Here is a 16,236-nt window from a genome sequence, read left to right as displayed (position 1 = left end):
CGGCTCATCCGGGCGGGCGCTTGCCCGCCTTGCGGCGGCCGAGCGCAACGGCGGCGAGGATCAACGCGGCGAGCACGCCCAGCAGCGGCAGCACGCCGATGCCCTCCACCCAACCGGCCAGGGTTTCCTGGACGGCCCCGGCTGCCTCGATCACCGGGTCGGCGGCGTCGCCGTCACCGAAGTAGAGCCGTAGCTCGTAGACGCCGTAGTAACCGACGTACAGGCCGACGGCCACGAGCAGCCCGCCGCCGATCCGGTTGATGTGCGGCAGCAGGCGGCGAAACGCGGTGGTCACGGCAGAGCTGGCGAGCGCGACGGCGGTCGCGAGCACGCCGACGACCAGCGTCATGCCCAGGCCGTAGGCGAGGTAGGCGGTGATGCCGCCGAGCAGGGAGCCGCCGCGGAAGGTGGCGCTGGTGACCGCGAGGAACGGGCCGATGGTGCAGGACAGCGACGCGATCGCGTACGCCACGCCGTAACCGAACATCGACCCCACTCGCGCGGTGGGCGCGCCCTTGGTCAGCTTCGGCAGCAACACGGTGAGTTCGCGGCCGGTGAGCATCCAGACGCCGAGCCCGAGCAGCGCGGCGCCGATCACCACGGTGATCACGGGCAGGTACTGCTGGACCGACGCCGCCAGCGGTGCCACGACCAGCCCGAAGACGCCGAACACCACCAGGAAGCCCAGCGCCATCGCGGCCGTGGCCGCCAGTGCCCGGCCGACCAGCGCGGCACGGCCGCGCGACTCGCCGTCGCCGCCCGCGATCACCAGGGTGAGGTAGGCGGGCAGCATCGCGAACCCGCACGGGTTCAGCGCCGCGACCAGACCGGCGGCCAGCGCGAAGCCCAGCGTCTCCGGGTCCATCTCAGCCGCTGGTGAGCGCACGCACGCGCGCGGTGAGGTCCTTTTCGGACAGTGTGCCCTTGACCACCTCCACCGAGCCGTCCGCGCCGATGAACGCGAACGCCGGTTGCTTGGTCACGCCGAACCGCTGCCACACCGCGGCGTCGAGGTCGGCGAGGTGCTCGAAGCTGCCCAGCTGGTACTTGGCCACGAACTCCCGCATCGCGGGAACCTCGTCCTGCGCGGCGACACCGACAAAGGTGGCGCCGGTGCCCGCCTGCGCGGCCTTGGCCACGGTCGGCGCCTCGCGCTGGCACACCGGGCACCACGGCGCCCAGAACCACAGCACCGCCGGCTTGCCCGCGAGGCTCTGCCCGGAGAAGTCCTTGCCGTCGACGGTTTTCACGCTGAACCGGAGCTGCTCGGGGACACCAGCCGCGGCTGGTTCCGTGGTGCCCGGCGCGGCCGGTGCGGCCGGGGCCGGGGTCGCCGGTGTGCTGGGCTGGCCGCACCCGGCGAGCAGCGCGAGCGTGGCGATCACCAGTCCCGCGGACCGGAGGAGCTTCACCGGGACCACCTTTCGTAGCAAACCTGGTGCGGCGACGACAGTAGGCGGTGCGCGGCCGCACCGGCTCCGGTGCCCGAGCAACCGTAAGCACGCCGTAATAGGTGATCCTGCACCCGGTAACCCTTTTCCGCGTGGGGTGACCTCCGTTTGCCGGTACGGCGGGCGTACCACGCAGTGGGACGCTGCGAAGAGTGGCATGACTCACTGGGGAGGACCACATGCGGGGGAGAGGGCTGATCGTCGCGGTGATCGCGAGCCTGGTGGGTGCGGTGCCCGCGGTGGCGGCCGGGCCGGAGCCGGGGTGGCTGGCCGAGCGGCTGACCCGTGCGCCGGTGGGGGAGCGGGCGCTGGCCGACCTCGCCGCGTTCGACGCGATCGCCGCCGCGCACGGTGGCAACCGTGAGGTGGGCACGCCCGGCTTCGAGGAATCCCGCCGCTACGTGGACGCCCAGCTCACCGCGGCCGGTTACCAGGTGACCTACCAGGACGTGCCCTACCACGGGTTCGGCTTCGACGCGGAGCGAGTGGTCGATTCCGGCGGTGCTTCACCGCGGGTGCTGATGGCGCAGTACGCACCGTCGACGCCGGTCGGCGGCCTCACCGCGCCAGTGACTTTTCTTGCCACCTCGGGGTGTTCGGCCGCCGAGTACCCGCCGGAGAGCGCCGGGACCGTGGTGCTGTCCCGCACCGACGGCTGCACTTCGGCGCAGCACGCGCTGGCGGCGAGCCAGGCCGGTGCGGCGGCGCTGCTGCTGTACGACGTTTCCCCCGCACCCTGGACCAATCTGCGCCGCCGCACGCCGGGATCGTCGATACCGGTGGGTTTCCTGAGCCAGCAGGACGCGGAGGCGCTCAACCCCGGCACGGTCACCGTCGAACTGCGCGGTCACGACATCCACGGCACCACGGTGAACCTCTTCGCGGAGACCCGCGGTGGCCGCGCGGACAACATCGTGATGGCGGGAGCCCATCTCGACGGCACCCCCGACGGGCCGGGGATCAACGACAACGGCAGCAGCGTGGCCGCCGTGCTGCGGGCCGCGGTCCTGCTCGGGCCGTACCAGGAGCACGTGCCGAACAAGGTGCGATTTGCCTTCTGGGGCGCCGAAGAACTGGTCAACGTCGGTTCCGCGCACTACATCGATACCCTCGGCCCCGCGGAGCGGGACGCGATCACGCTCTACCTCAACTACGAGATGCTCGCGTCGTCGAACTACGTGCGGTTCGTGATGGACGGCGACGACAGCGAGTTCCCCGGCACGGGCAGCCCCGGCGGGCCGCCCGGCTCGGGGCAGGTGGAGGCGGTCATCGCCCAGGGCTACGGCTTGCAGGGCGTGCCGATCAAGAAGGCGGACTTCTCGGAAATGCGCTCCGACAGCGAGGCGTTCATGGCCGCCGGGATCCCGTCCGGTGGCGCGCACGGTGGCGGGCGTGGCATCAAAACCGCCGAGGAGGCCGCCGTTTTCGGTGGCACGGCGGGCCAGTTCTACGATCCGTGTTACCACCAGCCCTGCGACGACCTGGCGCATATCGACGTGCCCGCGTTGAAGCAGAGCGTGCTGGCGACGGTCTGGGCGGTGGGCCGGTTCGCGGTCTACGCCGACGACGTGCGGGCGGCTTCCGGCCGATGAACTCACCCGGCGACCAGGGGCAGGCTGTCGAGGCCGCGCTGGGTGGCTGTCGGCCGCTGGACGGGCTCGCCGGCGCGTTCGATCCGCTCGCAGTGCGTGGCGAGTGCCTCGAACAGGGCGAGCGTGACCCGGGTGGCGAGATGCCCGCCGAGGCAGGCGTGCACCCCGCGGCCGAACCCGAGGTGCGGGTTGGGATCGCGGGCGAAGTCGGCCTCCGCCGGGCGCGCGAACACCGCCGGGTCGTGGTTCGCCGCACCCAGCATCACGATCACCACTTCGCCGCGGCGGAATTCTTGTTCGCCGAGTTGCCCACCGGTCAGGCAGTGGCGGCTCACCGCCTGCACCGGGCCGTCGAGCCTGGCCAGTTCGTCGACCGCGCGGGCATCCAGCCGCCGCAGGTCCGCGGTGGCCAGCGGGCCCTGGCCGGTCAGGTACTTCATCGTGTTGCCGAGCAGGTTGGCGGTGGTGGAGAACCCGGCGTCGAACACCGCGCGGAGCGAGTTGACCAGGTACTGGCGCTCGATCGAGCCGACCTGGTCGAGCCCGGCCAGCGGAGCCGGCCGCGACGGCCTCGCCAGCCATTCCCCGACGTGGGTATTGAGCACTTCCCTGGCGGCGAGCGCGGGCGCGCGGCGGGCCGGGTCGAGTCCGGAATCCATTCCGAGGATCATTGTGCGCGAGGCCGTGCGCAACGGCTTGTCGTCGGCGGGGTGCGGCACGTCGTAAAGCAGGCACATGGCACGCAGCGCGAGCGGCTCGGCGATATGCGAAACGAAGTCGAACGGCTTGTTCCCGGTGTTCGCGAGCAGTTCCCCGGCGATTCGGCGTAACTGCGCGGACCAGGCGTCCAGGTCGCGCTGGCGAAACGCGGACAGGAAATGGCGGCGGACTGCGGACTGTTCCGGCGGGTCCATGGTCTGCAGGCTGATCACCGATTCCGGAATCGGCTTGCCGAGCTTGCGCGGATCGGATGAGAAGACCTCGGTGTGCTTGAGCACGCGGACGCAGTCGGCGTGCCTGGTCAGCACCCAGGCGCCGAGCTGGTGGTGCCAGTGCACCGGATCGGAGCGGCGAAGTCGCTGGTAGACCGCGTAGGGGTCGGCCAGCATGGCGGGTGCCAGCGGGGTGAAGACCTCATCCTGGGCGGGCTCGCCGACGGCGGGTGAAACGGTCATCCGGACTCCACGGTTCGGAAATGTTCGGAATGGTTTTCCGCGCGCCGGTGACCGCCAGCGTGGTTCTGGCGAGCCACCGGCGCCGGTCAGGTGATTCTTAGTGCGGGTAGTCCATGACGGACCTCCATTCTACTCGGCGACGGTGTTTTGCCAGACCGCAAAGCCGGAATTCGAATCCCCTTTATGGAGGCGACGGTACTCTTGTCTTCGCAGTTGATCCAGCATGTCGCCCGATCGGCGCACTGAATCGGTTTACCCGGAATTGTCCATTCAGGATGATCGTCGGCATTTCCCCGTGCATTTACCGCGGGTGGCGCGCGTTCACCGGTGTCAGGTGGTGAGTCGTCGCGCCTCCGCCATGACCTCGGCGTCGAGATCGCCGGTCGCCCGCTCGTCGTAGTCGGCGATGTCGTAGGCGTCGTCCAGCTCCGCCAGGCGCCCGGCGGCTTCGAGCGTGTCGTGCCCGAAGGTGCGGTGCGCCCAGGCCGCCAGCTGCCGGGGCGCGACCGCGCGGGACAAGGTCCGTGCCGCCATCGCCCGCAACGCCGCTTCACGCGCGGCAGGCGTGTCCCGCTCGTGGAAGCGATGGCCCGTCGACCCCGGCCACTAGCAAATCGCACGCCGCGCGGACAAGATCAGCCGCCCCCGCGCGGCCGACGTACCACAGGCCGAGGGTGTCACGCAGCTGGATCAAGGCGCTTTCCGGATTCACCGCACCATTGTCGCCCGGAGGCCGGTGGCGCAGTCGGCCGCCTCCACCGCCAGCGCACGCCCCGGGGGCAACCACTGGTGACGAATTCTGTGGTGCAGCTTGGCGTCTAGGTGTCGTTCCCGGCGCTACGGGCAGTAAGCGGCGTCCTGGCTCACCGGCGAGAGGTTCTTGTCGAGAACCCATCCCGCCGTTCCGCGCTCGAAGGCGGACACGTAGGTCCAGATCGCGTTGTCGGTGGAACCGACGGTCCAGCGGTAGTAGTCGAGCTTGTCGCCGTGGTAGATCTTGGCGAGGTCGCTGCAGGAGAACGCCGAACCGCTCTGCGGCACCAGGTCCCTGATCGCCCTCGGCCAGTTGCCGTTGCTGCCCTGCGTGTCCTTGTTCGGCGGACGGCTGCTGCCACACGGATAGTGCTGCACCCCGACCTCACCCACCTGCGCCGCGACGGCAGGCGTCACCGCGAACACGCCACCTGCCACCGTGGCCACCGCGGCCCCGATCAGTGCCAGTCTCCTGCCAGTGCCCGGATTCTTCGACACAACACCCTCCCCGATGTCTCGCCGAGGTACTCTCCTCGCGCGAGGTCAAGCTACCGCCACCACAACATCAAGTAAACGATTTCTCGAAGGTCCTTCGCTGGGCCCGGCATCATCGTGCGTATCCACGAGCGACCACGGAGGAGATGTTGTGACCCGGCGTGTTGGTGAAGTGCTCGATCTCTTCCGAGGCTGGAAAGTTCCCGGGCAGGGGCTGGGCGCTGATCGGCCCTTCGACCTGGCTTGCACCTTGGAACCACCGGCCTCGGCCACTGAGATACATGAGGCATGGCCGGGCTTGACCGGATCTGAAGAAGTGGTCGAATGCTGGCGGACGTGCCGATCCGCGCGGCTTTTCGAAGACGTGAAGTACGGCCAGTGGGGGCTCCGTATCCTGTCCCCCGTGGAGAGTGCCCAAGCAACTTCGGATCAGCGAAAGACCCGACCTGCGGACTTCAAACCTGGCGACCTGGTGCTCGGAGAATTCCTGGGCGACTCGGAACTTTGATCATAAACCAAAATCACGACGCAGGCCGAATCCTTGTCGCCCTGCCGCTTGATTCCCGGCCTGACTGGTTCATGGCGGCGGATACGTTGACTGACTTCCTGCGGCGGTACTTGACCAGCGCGGGCGACAAGTTCTGGGAGGCCAGCCAGCGCAAGGGATAGGCCCCCCGAGATGAGACATCCATCCCCTTGCGCGCCCCGCCACTCCATGCCCATGCGGCTGACATAACCCCACCACAAACCCGTGACCTGCGGCGAAAGCACAACTAGCAAGCGAATTTCGCACGCCGAACAAGACACCCTGGCGCCAGCCGCGATTTCGTGCCTTCCCCGGCAAGTCCATAACGTCGAATTCATGGACTGGAGCTTCCAAACAGCCGGAGAACTCAGCACCGCCCTGCGCGCCGGTGCGGTGACCTCGGTGGAACTGACCGACGCGGCCATCGCCCGTATCGAGCGCGACAACAACACTGTCAACGCGATCTGCGTGCCGGATTTCGATCGGGCCCGCGCCGCCGCGCGTCGGGCGGATCAGGCGCGTGCGCGTGGTGAGGACCGCCCGCTGCTCGGCATTCCGGTGACGGTCAAGGAGTCGTACAACGTCACCGGGCTGCCCACGACCTGGGGCATGCCGGAGCACCGCAACCACCTGCCCGCCGAGGACGCGGTACAGGTCACGCGCCTCAAAGCCGCGGGCGCCGTGCTGCTCGGCAAAACGAATGTGCCACTGGGCCTGCAGGACATCCAGACTTTCAACAAAATCTACGGCACCACAAGCAATCCGTGGGCACACGACCGCACCGCGGGCGGATCCTCCGGCGGGTCGGCGGCGGCGCTGGCGTCCGGGTTCGGCGCGCTGTCCATCGGCTCCGACCTCGCGGGCTCCCTACGCACCCCCGCGCATTTCTGCGGCATCTACGCGCACAAGCCCACAGTCGGGCTTGCGGCCACTCGCGGCATGGTCGCGCCCTCCGAGCCCGCCTTGCCTACCGAACTCGACCTCGCCGTCGTCGGTCCGATGGCGCGCAGCGCCCGCGACCTCACGCTACTGCTCGACGTGATGGCCGGACCGGACCCGCTGACGCACGGCGTGGCGCACCGCCTGGAACTGCCGCCCGCCCGCCACGAGCGGCTCGGTGATTTCCGGGTCCTGGTCATCGAAGACCACCCGCTCATCCCGACCGGCGCCGCCGTGCGGGCGGGCGTGCACCGCGTGGCCGCCGCGCTCGCGGACGGCGGCGCCCGCGTCGAATGGCGCAGCCCGCTGCTGCCCGACCTGACCGAAGCCGCGACGCTCTCCATGCAGTTGCTGATTTCCGGTGCCGTTGCGCGCTTTCCCATCGAGTCGGACGAGCAGCCGCGGAGCGCGGACGACCGGAGTCTTGACGCCGTGCGGCGGCGCGCCATGGTGTTCAGCCACCACGACTGGCTGGAGGCCAGCAACCGCCGCGAACTCCACCGCCACCGCTGGCGGCAAGTGTTCGCCGAGTTCGACGTCGTGGTTTGCCCGATCACGCCGACGCCCGCTTTCCCGCACGACCACAGTCCCCATCCGCTGGACCGCCGCATCGACATCGACAGCACCGAGTACCCCTACTTCGACCAGCTCGTCTGGGCCGGGCTGGCCACCATGCCCGGCCTGCCCGCCACCGCCGTCCCCGCCGGTCGTTCCCCCGAGGGCCTGCCGGTCGGCGTGCAGCTCATCGGCCCGATGTTCGAGGACCGCACCCCGCTCCGGCTGGCCGAACTGCTCGAACGGAAAACCCAGTGCTGATCGCCGAGGTGATCAGGCAGGCGGGCGACGGCTCCGCGAACACCGAGGCGCCGTCCTCGGTCGCGGCGTGGCGATTCGCCGACGGCCGGACGGGCAGCGGCACGGTGACCGGTGGCCCTATCGCCGTCGGCGACGAGATCCTCGCCGGGCTGCTGTGCCCACGCGCACACCGTCCGCCGTGGTGGGTGGCGGCCGCTAGCAGGTGATTTCATCGGGCAGCCTCGCGGCAGGGTCGAAGTATTCCAGCGAGCTTTGCGCCCCTCTGGTGATTTTCGGCCTGGGATCGGCGTAGGCGGGCGCCAGCAGCCCTTGGCCGAGAAAGGGGCAGGCGCTGAAGAAGTAGAAGCCCCGGCCGGTGGCCATGTCGAGGCCGCGGTGCTTGGCGGGCCACCTGCCGCCGTCGCGGTAGGTGAATTCGTTGTCTATCCGGACGCTGGTGACCACGTCGATCGGTTCGGTGGCCTGCCGCGGATTGTCGATGTCGAAAGCGTACGCGTAGACCATGTTGGTTTTGATCAGCAGTTCGCCCTTCTGGGCGCCGGGCTCGACGTGGATGGTGCCGTTGATCTTCGGTTCGCCGGGCAGCAGCCGGAAACCGGGGGCGAGCTTGGTGGCGAAGGCCGGTCTGGACATCGGATCTTCCAGCTCGGTCCGCAGTGCGTCGCGCAGGTTGGCGCTGAGCGGCGCGTAGAGCGGCTCCAGTTCGCGGCCGCTCAGCACGTCTCGGTTCAGCCGTCCCGCGATCAGGAATTCCTTCACCTTGCCCAGGGCCGTGCCCACCTGCTCGGCGGTGAAGGCCCCGGTGGCGACCGGCTCGGGCAGCCGGATGGCGGCCTCGCCTTCGGCCCAGTCCTGTGCCGGAGTGCCGTGGAACGGCCGGTTCTTCTCCAGCGACCAGGCCGCCGGCGCGGCGGTGCTGGGCTTGGTGGCCGGTGGCTCGGGGGAGACGGGCGTGAGGTAGATGCCCAGGCTCACCGCGGCCGTGGCCAGCAGTGCGACCAATAGGACGATCAGCCCAGTCTGGCTCTGCCGTTCAGGCGAATCACCGTCCGGCGGAGTAGTGGCGCCGTGCTGATCCGTTTGCATTTGTCTCCCAGTGCCGAAGTCGGCTTCTTGATCGTCAGCCGGGGGAGATTCGTTAGCCGTGGGCGGGCGGCAGGAAATTACGACAATCGGGTGTTGTGCGAGATTTTTCACCGAAGCCTGGTTTGGCCGTCCCGGCGCACGTCTACACGAATCGCGTGGCGTGCTCTTTTGTCCTTTGTGGACTTCAAACCCGAAAAGGAGACTGATGACGACGCACACGCATCGGCAGAAGGACCTGATCGCCGACATCTACCACCGGATCGCCTCCGAGTACGACGACCGCATTCCGGGTTTCACCGCACTCGACGCCACGTTCTCCGACACCGAGATCTCCTTTGTGCTGGACCGCGTCGGACCCGAGGACCAGGTGCTCGACCTGGGCTGCGGCACCGGCCGGATCACCCTGCCGGTGGCCCGCCGGGCGGGGTCCGTCACCGGTTTCGACCTCACCGGATCCATGCTCGAGCAGGCCGCGCGCAAAGCCGGGGAGGAAAACCTGCAAGTGCGGTTCGAGCAGGGCGACATGGCCGACCTGCCGTTCCCGGACGATTCCTTCGACGTGGTGGTCTCCGTGCTGGCGCTGATGCACGTGCCGCCCGCCGACCATCCCGCCGTCTTCGCCGAGATCCGCCGGGTACTGCGGCCGGGCGGCCGGTTGCTCCTCGGGGTGAAGAACGCCGTGTTCGAGCGGTTCAGCTCGGCCGACCGGTTCGCCACCGTCGACATCACCGACGTGGAGAACAAGGAACTGGTGTTCACCGGAACCCAGGGGGGCGCGGAATTCCGGGCGCCGTGGCACAGCTTCTCACCCGACGACCTCAAGCGGCTCACCGCGGTGGCCGGGCTGGTGCCGGTCACCATCCGCGGCAACATCCCGATTTCGGCGTGGCTCGCCGATTCCGTGCTGGACAACGGGGATCTCGCCGGTGCCGTGCGGACCCTGGAGGCGCTGCTGGGCGACCTGCCGCCGCTGAACCACCTCGGTTACCACCTGCTCGTCGAAGCGGTGAAACCGGCGGTGCCCAGCTGAGCGACGGCCACGAGGAGGCAGACCGATGACGGTGCGCCCGACACCCGGCCTGCGGCAGCGGGTCCGGGATGTGCTCGCGGCACCCGGAAACCAGGCGGAGATCGAATCCTGCGTGGGACTGCCCTGGGCCCCGGGCACCTATCGCGCGCTCGGCCGGGCTCGGCTGCTGGCGCCGGACTGGCCACGCGAGTACGGCGGTGGCGGCGGCAGTGTCGCCGACGCCGCCGTGGTGGCCGAGGAACTGGCGCTGGCCGGGGTGCCGGACACCGCGCGGGTCAACACCATCGAGAACGCGGGCACCACCTTGCTGACGGCGGGTGACGACCGGCAGAAGGCGCGCTATCTGCCGGCGATGGCCGCGGGTGAGGTGTTCTTCTCCGTGCTCTACAGCGAGCCCGGCGCCGGATCCGACCTGAGTTCCCTGCGCACCACGGCCGTGCGGGACGGCGACGGCTGGGTGCTCGACGGCACGAAGATCTGGAACGTGCGCAGCGAGCTGGCCGCCTACGGCATCTGCGCGGCCCGGACCGGGCCACCGGAACCGGCGGGCGCCGAGCGGTTCACCTCGATCACCCTGTTCGTGGTGCCGCTGGACACGCCGGGGGTGCGCGTGGAACGGGTCGGCTCGCTCAATCCGGAGGCGTTCACCCAGGTCACCTTCGACCGGGTGACGCTCGGCGCGGACGCCGTCGTCGGTGAGGTCGGCGGCGGCTGGCCGCTGATCGGCGGTGCGCTCGGCGCGGAACGGACCGGGATCAACTTCTACGGGCGGGCCCGCCGATGGCTGGACAGGCTGGTGGCGCGGTTGCGGCGGGACGGCGCCGACGTGGACTGGCGGCAACTCGCCGCCCTGCACCACGACCTGGAAGCGGCACGGGCCCTGTGCGACCGCGCCGTCGCGCTGCTGGCGGCGGGACGCTGCACCGACGCCGATCTGGCGGCGGCCAAGTGGCGCGCCAGCGAACTCGCCCAGCGGGTGGCGCTGCTCGGCTGGGAGCACGGGGTGGCCGACCCGGCGCTGACCACCGCGCTGGCCGAGGCACCGGGACTGACCCTGGCCGGGGGCACCTCGGAGATCCTGCTCGGCACGGTCGCCACCGCGCTGCTCGATCCCGCCACCACCGACGGTGAGCGCGGTACGGGCGCGGACTGGCGAACCGAGCTCCGCGGCCACTTCACCCGGGCCGTCGCGGAGGCGGCGCACTCGGAACGGCCAGCCGAAGTGCTGCGTGTCCGCGGTGAGAAGGAGAGGTGGCTGCCGCCGACCCGCCCGGCCCACCAGGGCGGGCTCGGCGCGGGGGAGACGGAAACGGTGGCGCTGGCCGAGGAGATCGGCCGCGCCGGTCTGCCGCCGGACACGCTCACCGCCGACCCCGCACTGCGAAACCCGTTGAGCCACACCGGTTATCTCCTCGGCCTGGGCTACCGGGCCACCGGGCTGGCCGCGGCCAGGGCGGGCCGCCGCGTCCAGTTCGGCGAGCGCATCGCGAACTACCAGGGGCTGACATTGCCGCTGGCCGCCGACGTGGTGCGCCTGGATGCCGCGGTGGCGCGGCTGGCCGAGTTGTGCCGCGGCACCGAGGGCGGCGAGGAGGTCACCGCCGACGCGGCGATGCTGCTCGCCGCGGTGGCGCGGGACGGCGTGCGCGCCTGCCTGCGTGCCATCCAGGTGCACGGCGCGTTCGGCCTGACCGACGAGTCCGGCGTGGCGGACTGCTACCGGCACACGGTGGCCATGTCCGGGGTGACGGCCCGGCGCGCGGCGGTGCCCGCCGGACCGCGGCGGCCGTGCCCCACCGGGCCGTCACCCCGGGAACTGGCCGCCCGCCGGACCCGGCCCGAGTGGAACGACACCGCCGCCTCGTTCCCCGGAAACCGTTGCGTGCACGAGTTGTTCGAGGAAACCGTGTGTGCCCATCCGGATGCCCCCGCGCTGGTTTCCGGCGACCGGACGATGACCTACCGCGAACTGAACCACCGGGCCAACCGGCTCGCGACGGTGCTCCGGCGGCACGGCGCCGGGCCGGGGGAACTCGTCGGCGTCTGCCTGGAACGCTCGCCCGAGATGATCGTGGCGGTGTTCGGCGTGCTCAAGAGCGGCGCCGCGTACCTCCCGCTGGACCCGGACTACCCGCCAGACCGGCTGGCCTACATGATCGAAGACAGCGGGACCCGCCTCGTGTGCACGCAGGACTGGATGCGGGAATGGCTGCCGGACCGGGGACCGCTCCTGCTCGCGATGGACGACCTGGACGCCGGCGAACCGGAACCGGACCCGCCACGCCGCGCCACCGCGAGGGACCTCGCCTACGTCATCTACACCTCCGGCTCGACCGGACGGCCCAAGGGCGTCGAGGTCGAGCACGCCGGGGTGGTCAACCGGATGTGCTGGGACCAGCGCGTTTTCGGGCTGGGCCCGGGCGACACGGTGCTGCAGCAGACCTCGCTGAGCTTCGACATCTCGGTGTGGGAGATCTTCGCCCCACTGCTGACCGGCGGCCGGTTACTGCTGGCCAAGCCGGGCGGGCAACGCGATCCGGCCTACCTGATGCGGTTGATCGCCGATGAGCGGGTCACCGCGCTGGGCCTGACCCCGAGCCTGCTCGACGTGCTGCTCGACCTCGAACCCGGGCTCGGGGACTGCCCGGACCTGCGTTACGTGTTCTCCGGCGGGGAAGAGCTCACCTCCCCGTTGTGTGCCCGGTTCTTCGAGCACACCAAGGCGGAGCTGGACAACTTCTACGGTCCCAGCGAAGCCACCGTCGATGTGACCTGGTGGCGGGTGACTCCGGAGGACGTCGAACGCGGGATCCCGATCGGGCGCCCGCTGAGCAACGTCCGGGTGCACGTGCTCGACGAGGACGGGCTGCCCGTGCCCGCCGGGCTGGCCGGTGAACTGCACGTGGCCGGAGCCGGGGTGGCGCGCGGGTACCGCGGCCGTCCCGTGCTCACCGCCGAACGGTTCGTGCCGGACCCGTTCGGCTCACCCGGCGAGCGGCTGTACCGGACCGGCGACCTGGTGCGGCACCGCCCCGACGGCGCGCTGGAGTTCCTCGGCAGGCTCGACGAACAGGTCAAGATCCGCGGTTTCCGGGTGGAACCGGGAGAAGTCGAGGAAGCGCTGCGAAGCCACCGGCAGGTGCGCCAGGCGGCGGTCTGCGCGGTCGACCGGCCCGGCACCCCCGCGCGGCTGGAAGCCTTCGTGGTCGGCGAGGACGGGAGTGAACCGGACGGCGACCGGCTGCGGGCCTGGCTCGGGGACCGGCTGCCTTCGCATCTCGTCCCCGCCGGAGTGCACCCGATTCCGGCGCTGCCCCGCGCCCCCAGCGGGAAGGTCGATCGTGCCGCGCTGCTCGCCGGTCACCTGGCGCCCGCACCCACCGGCCACGGCGATCTGCCGCCCGAGCACCGGCCGCTGGGGGAGCTGGTGGCCGGGGTGCTCGGCGTGCCCGAAGTCGGCCCGGACGACGACTTCTTCCGCCTCGGCGGCAGCTCCCTGCAGGCGGCGCGGCTGGTGCACCGGGTCGGCCGGGAACTCGGGGTGGACCTGCCGCTGGGCGCGTTCCTGCGGCGGCCGACCGTCCGCGGCCTCGCGGTCGCACTGACGGGGGAATCCGCATGACCCCGGTGACCCTGTACTGCCTGCCGCACGCCGGTGGCGGCATCTCGGCCTACGCCGGATGGCGCGAGGAAGCCCCCGATGGGCTCGACGTCCAGCCGGTGCGGCTACCCGGCCGTGACGGTGACCCGGGTGAGCACTGCCAGCGCATGGACGACCTCGTCACCACGCTGGTGGGTGACCTCACCGCGTTGCCGTGCGCGCTGTTCGGCCATAGCGTCGGAGCAGTGGTTGCCTTCGAACTGGCCAGAGCCGCCACCGCGGCCGGTCGCGCACCACGGGCGCTGTTCGTCTCCGGCAGCGTGGCGCCACCGCGGGCGGCCGGGCACGACCAGCCGCGGCGGGACCTGCCCGACGACGAGTTCGCCGCCGAGGTCGAACGCCTCGGCGGCGTGCCGCCGGAGCTGCTGGCCGATCCGGAGAGCAGGAGCGTGCTGCTGCCGCGGCTGCGCGCCGACTACACGATCGCCGAAACCTACGAATACCGGCCGGGGCCGCCGCTCGACTGCCCGATCTCCGCGTTCGCCGGGCGAGCCGACCCCGCCGTCGGAGCGGCGGACCTGGACGACTGGGCCGAGCACACCACCGCCACCTGCCGCGGGCGGCGGCTGCCCGGTGACCACTTCTACCTGACCACGGCCCGGCCACTGCTCCTGCGCGCGATCGGCCGGGATCTGGAGCTGTGATGGAGAACGCCGTGCCGCGCGGCCCTCGCTGGCTGATCGGGATCAACCTGCTGGTGCTGTACCTGGTCTGGGGATCGACCTACCTGGCCATCCGGATCATGGTCGAGACGATCCCGCCGCTGTCCGGCGCCGGTGTCCGGTTCGTCGTCGCCGGCGGGCTGCTCTACGGCTGGTGCGCGCTGCGCTCCCGCCGCTGGCTGCTGCTCGACCGCGCCGAACTCGGCGGCGCCGCGCTCACCGGGGTGCTGATCATCGGCGGTGGTCTCGGCCTGCTCACCCTCGGGGAGCGCACCGTGCCGTCCGGCCTGGCGGCGCTGGTGATCGCCTCGATGCCGTTGTGGGTGGCGGTTTTCCGGCTGCTGGCGAAGGAACGGCCGCGACCGGCCGTGCTGGTCGGCTTGGTGATCGGGTTCAGCGGCGTGGTGGTGCTGCTGGCGCCGTCCGGATGGGGCGGTCCGGTGGCGTTCACCGGGCTGATGATCCTGGTGGCGGCCGCGATCGCCGAGGCCGTGGGGTCCTTCTACACGCCGCGGGTGCGGCTGCCGGAGAACGCGCTGCTGACGGCCGGGGCGCAGATGCTGGTGGCCGGGCCGCTGCTGATCGCCGTTGGCCTGCTCGCCGGTGAGGAGCTGGCACCGTCGGCCTGGTCCGGTGATTCGTGGTGGGCGCTGCTGTACCTGATCGGCCCGGGCTCGATCCTCGCGTTCGGCTCGCTGATCTGGCTGCTGACCCGCGCACCAGTAACCGTGGCGACGACCTATGCCTACGTCAACCCGGCCGTCGCGCTGCTGCTGGGCTGGCTGATCCTGGACGAACAGCTCACCCCGGGCATCCTGGCAGGCGGTGCCCTGATCATCACCGCCGTCATCCTCGTGCTGTGGGGTGAACGGCAGGAGACGGCCGAACGGGAACCCGCAGCCGCCGACCACCACCGAGGCCGCGAGCCGTAGCCTCCACGAACCGACAACGGAGGACGCAGTTGCTCAACGAGTACCGGCCCGGCGGGGTCGGCTGCGCTCAGCCGAAGATCCGCGCACGCAGGACCTTGACGGTTTCCCGGGAGGCCACCAGGTCCAGCGTGTCGAACTGCAGCGACCACCGCTGCGGCCCGGTGCGCTCGACCATGGCGAACGGGATCGGCCTGGCGTCGCCGCCGCCGTGGGCGGTCGCGGTGCCGAGCCACTCCTGGTAGGTCGTCGCGCCGGAGCGCACCGTGACGCCCGGCTCGAGGCGCAGGTCGTTCACCTTGCCGAAGAACCGGTCCAGGTACGCCGTCAGCGACGTGCGGCCGGTGATCGGCGCGGTGAGGCCCGGCCCGCTCAGGCTCGCCGTGCCGGAATGGCCGGCCACCAGCGCTTCGCTCTTTTCCCGCTGCCACAACAGTTGCCGGACAGCCGTCGGCAGTTCGACGCCCGGCCGCGGGTCACCAGGTGACGACGTGATCCCCTCGAAGAGGCCGGGCAGCGGGTGCTGCGCGTCGGCCACCGGTTCGAACAGCTCGACCTGGTCCCACGATCGCCTGCCGTCCTGCACCCTGGCCGGTTCCCGCTCACCGAAGATCAGCCGGTGCGTGGTCCGGAACGAAACCGCCTGCCCGTTGACGGTGCCGGTGTTGCGTGCTTCGACAAAGGCGACCTTCCCGTCCGGGCTCGCGGTCACCTCCTCCGGGACGAAGCGGTAGTCGGGCACCAGCCGGTTCACGCCTTCGATCTGCGCGCGGATGCCCGCCGGGGTGTCGATGGGCTGCTGGAGCCCGCTGTCCCACAGCCGGGCCGAGCCGTCGGAGACGAACAGGTTCAGGTAGGCGTCCACGTCCCGCGGATTGTCGCCCCAGGCGGTGTACGCGGCCATGAAGGTGCGCACGTTGGCGGGCAGTTCGGTGAACCCCGCTTCGGCGGGGGCCGCCAGTGCGGCGAGTGCGGTGGTGGCGGCGAAGGCACTGACCCAGGCGCGCAAGGGTTTCTCCCAGTTCTCGGGGCAGCGGCTCTGCCCGGTGCTCGCCAGCCTGGCCAGGATCGGGGGCCGAGTCGATTACCCCGGAGGTAACTGCTGGGATCCCTCCGGTGGA

Annotated in this window: 14 protein-coding genes; 7 read left to right on the top strand and 7 right to left on the bottom strand. The window is 70.7% G+C overall.

Annotated features, from left to right (window positions below; genetic code table 11):
• Positions 1-4: 4 nt before the first annotated feature.
• Both A4R43_RS12630 and A4R43_RS12625 read right to left on the bottom strand, forming a co-directional pair.
• A complete protein-coding gene (locus A4R43_RS12630; protein ID WP_113692520.1) occupies positions 5-865 on the bottom strand; it encodes a cytochrome c biogenesis CcdA family protein in 861 nt (286 codons plus the stop codon).
• Between the two features lies 1 nt (position 866).
• A complete protein-coding gene (locus A4R43_RS12625) occupies positions 867-1,412 on the bottom strand; it encodes a protein disulfide oxidoreductase (RefSeq protein WP_236808945.1) in 546 nt (181 codons plus the stop codon).
• A gap of 218 nt (positions 1,413-1,630) precedes the next feature.
• On the opposite strand from A4R43_RS12625, the gene A4R43_RS12620 reads away from it, so the two are divergent.
• Complete coding sequence (locus A4R43_RS12620) at positions 1,631-3,043, top strand: M28 family peptidase (RefSeq protein WP_113692518.1); 1,413 nt, start codon at positions 1,631-1,633, stop codon at positions 3,041-3,043.
• Positions 3,044-3,045: 2 nt separating this feature from the next.
• Here A4R43_RS12620 and A4R43_RS12615 read toward each other — a convergent pair whose 3' ends face one another.
• The 3 genes from A4R43_RS12615 to A4R43_RS12605 all read right to left on the bottom strand — a co-directional run bounded on the left by A4R43_RS12615 (position 3,046) and on the right by A4R43_RS12605 (position 5,469).
• Positions 3,046-4,218: a cytochrome P450 gene (locus A4R43_RS12615; RefSeq protein ID WP_113692517.1), complete on the bottom strand. Its 1,173-nt coding sequence runs from the start codon at positions 4,216-4,218 to the stop codon at positions 3,046-3,048.
• A gap of 330 nt (positions 4,219-4,548) precedes the next feature.
• Positions 4,549-4,752 carry a hypothetical protein gene (locus A4R43_RS12610; protein WP_113692516.1) on the bottom strand — a complete coding sequence of 68 codons (204 nt, stop codon included), beginning with the start codon at positions 4,750-4,752 and terminating at the stop codon, positions 4,549-4,551.
• A gap of 303 nt (positions 4,753-5,055) precedes the next feature.
• Positions 5,056-5,469, bottom strand: coding sequence for a hypothetical protein (locus tag A4R43_RS12605; protein WP_113692515.1), 414 nt, complete (start codon positions 5,467-5,469; stop codon positions 5,056-5,058).
• Positions 5,470-6,328: 859 nt separating this feature from the next.
• Between A4R43_RS12605 and A4R43_RS12600 the strand changes: the two genes are divergently transcribed.
• Together A4R43_RS12600 and A4R43_RS12595 are read left to right on the top strand one after the other, a co-directional pair.
• Complete coding sequence (locus A4R43_RS12600; RefSeq protein WP_113692514.1) at positions 6,329-7,747, top strand: amidase; 1,419 nt, start codon at positions 6,329-6,331, stop codon at positions 7,745-7,747.
• Entirely contained in the window at positions 7,741-7,953 is a 213-nt protein-coding gene (locus A4R43_RS12595; RefSeq protein WP_113692513.1) for a hypothetical protein, read from the top strand. The genes A4R43_RS12600 and A4R43_RS12595 overlap by 7 nt, the downstream gene beginning before the upstream one ends.
• Here A4R43_RS12595 and A4R43_RS12590 read toward each other — a convergent pair.
• A complete protein-coding gene (locus A4R43_RS12590; protein ID WP_162788441.1) occupies positions 7,943-8,944 on the bottom strand; it encodes a hypothetical protein in 1,002 nt (333 codons plus the stop codon). The genes A4R43_RS12595 and A4R43_RS12590 overlap by 11 nt on opposite strands.
• 94 nt (positions 8,945-9,038) lie before the next feature.
• Between A4R43_RS12590 and A4R43_RS12585 the strand changes: the two genes are divergently transcribed.
• From A4R43_RS12585 to A4R43_RS12570, 4 genes are read left to right on the top strand one after another with little or no spacing between them, the layout of a single operon-like run.
• Positions 9,039-9,863 carry a class I SAM-dependent methyltransferase gene (locus A4R43_RS12585; protein ID WP_113692511.1) on the top strand — a complete coding sequence of 275 codons (825 nt, stop codon included), beginning with the start codon at positions 9,039-9,041 and terminating at the stop codon, positions 9,861-9,863.
• Positions 9,864-9,888: 25 nt separating this feature from the next.
• The gene (locus tag A4R43_RS12580) at positions 9,889-13,485 is read left to right on the top strand and encodes an amino acid adenylation domain-containing protein (protein WP_113692510.1); all 3,597 of its coding nucleotides are present in this window, start codon (positions 9,889-9,891) and stop codon (positions 13,483-13,485) included.
• Positions 13,482-14,168, top strand: a complete 687-nt coding sequence (locus tag A4R43_RS12575; RefSeq protein ID WP_113692509.1) for a thioesterase II family protein — start codon at positions 13,482-13,484, stop codon at positions 14,166-14,168. The genes A4R43_RS12580 and A4R43_RS12575 overlap by 4 nt, the downstream gene beginning before the upstream one ends.
• Positions 14,168-15,118 carry an EamA family transporter gene (locus tag A4R43_RS12570; protein WP_113692508.1) on the top strand — a complete coding sequence of 317 codons (951 nt, stop codon included), beginning with the start codon at positions 14,168-14,170 and terminating at the stop codon, positions 15,116-15,118. The genes A4R43_RS12575 and A4R43_RS12570 overlap by 1 nt, the downstream gene beginning before the upstream one ends.
• A gap of 67 nt (positions 15,119-15,185) precedes the next feature.
• Here the strand turns inward: A4R43_RS12570 and A4R43_RS12565 are convergent, their stop codons facing one another.
• Positions 15,186-16,124 (bottom strand): nuclear transport factor 2 family protein, encoded by a 939-nt coding sequence (locus A4R43_RS12565; protein ID WP_113692507.1) that lies wholly within the window; start codon positions 16,122-16,124, stop codon positions 15,186-15,188.
• Positions 16,125-16,236 lie beyond the last annotated feature (112 nt).

The sequence above is a fragment of the Amycolatopsis albispora genome, assembly GCF_003312875.1.
GTDB lineage: Bacteria > Actinomycetota > Actinomycetes > Mycobacteriales > Pseudonocardiaceae > Amycolatopsis > Amycolatopsis albispora.
This window is presented reverse-complemented; position numbering and strand designations above follow the sequence as displayed.

Excerpts from the sequence above, each read along its gene's own strand:
- A4R43_RS12570 (WP_113692508.1), top strand. The coding sequence starts at position 14,168 with ATGGAGAACGCCGTGCCGCGCGGCCCTCGCTGGCTGATCGGGATCAAC.
- A4R43_RS12585 (WP_113692511.1), top strand. The coding sequence starts at position 9,039 with ATGACGACGCACACGCATCGGCAGAAGGACCTGATCGCCGACATCTAC.
- A4R43_RS12630 (WP_113692520.1), bottom strand. The coding sequence starts at position 865 with ATGGACCCGGAGACGCTGGGCTTCGCGCTGGCCGCCGGTCTGGTCGCG.
- A4R43_RS12580 (WP_113692510.1), top strand. The coding sequence starts at position 9,889 with ATGACGGTGCGCCCGACACCCGGCCTGCGGCAGCGGGTCCGGGATGTG.
- A4R43_RS12600 (WP_113692514.1), top strand. The coding sequence starts at position 6,329 with ATGGACTGGAGCTTCCAAACAGCCGGAGAACTCAGCACCGCCCTGCGC.
- A4R43_RS12575 (WP_113692509.1), top strand. The coding sequence starts at position 13,482 with ATGACCCCGGTGACCCTGTACTGCCTGCCGCACGCCGGTGGCGGCATC.
- A4R43_RS12615 (WP_113692517.1), bottom strand. The coding sequence starts at position 4,218 with ATGACCGTTTCACCCGCCGTCGGCGAGCCCGCCCAGGATGAGGTCTTC.
- A4R43_RS12620 (WP_113692518.1), top strand. The coding sequence starts at position 1,631 with ATGCGGGGGAGAGGGCTGATCGTCGCGGTGATCGCGAGCCTGGTGGGT.
- A4R43_RS12610 (WP_113692516.1), bottom strand. The coding sequence starts at position 4,752 with ATGGCGGCACGGACCTTGTCCCGCGCGGTCGCGCCCCGGCAGCTGGCG.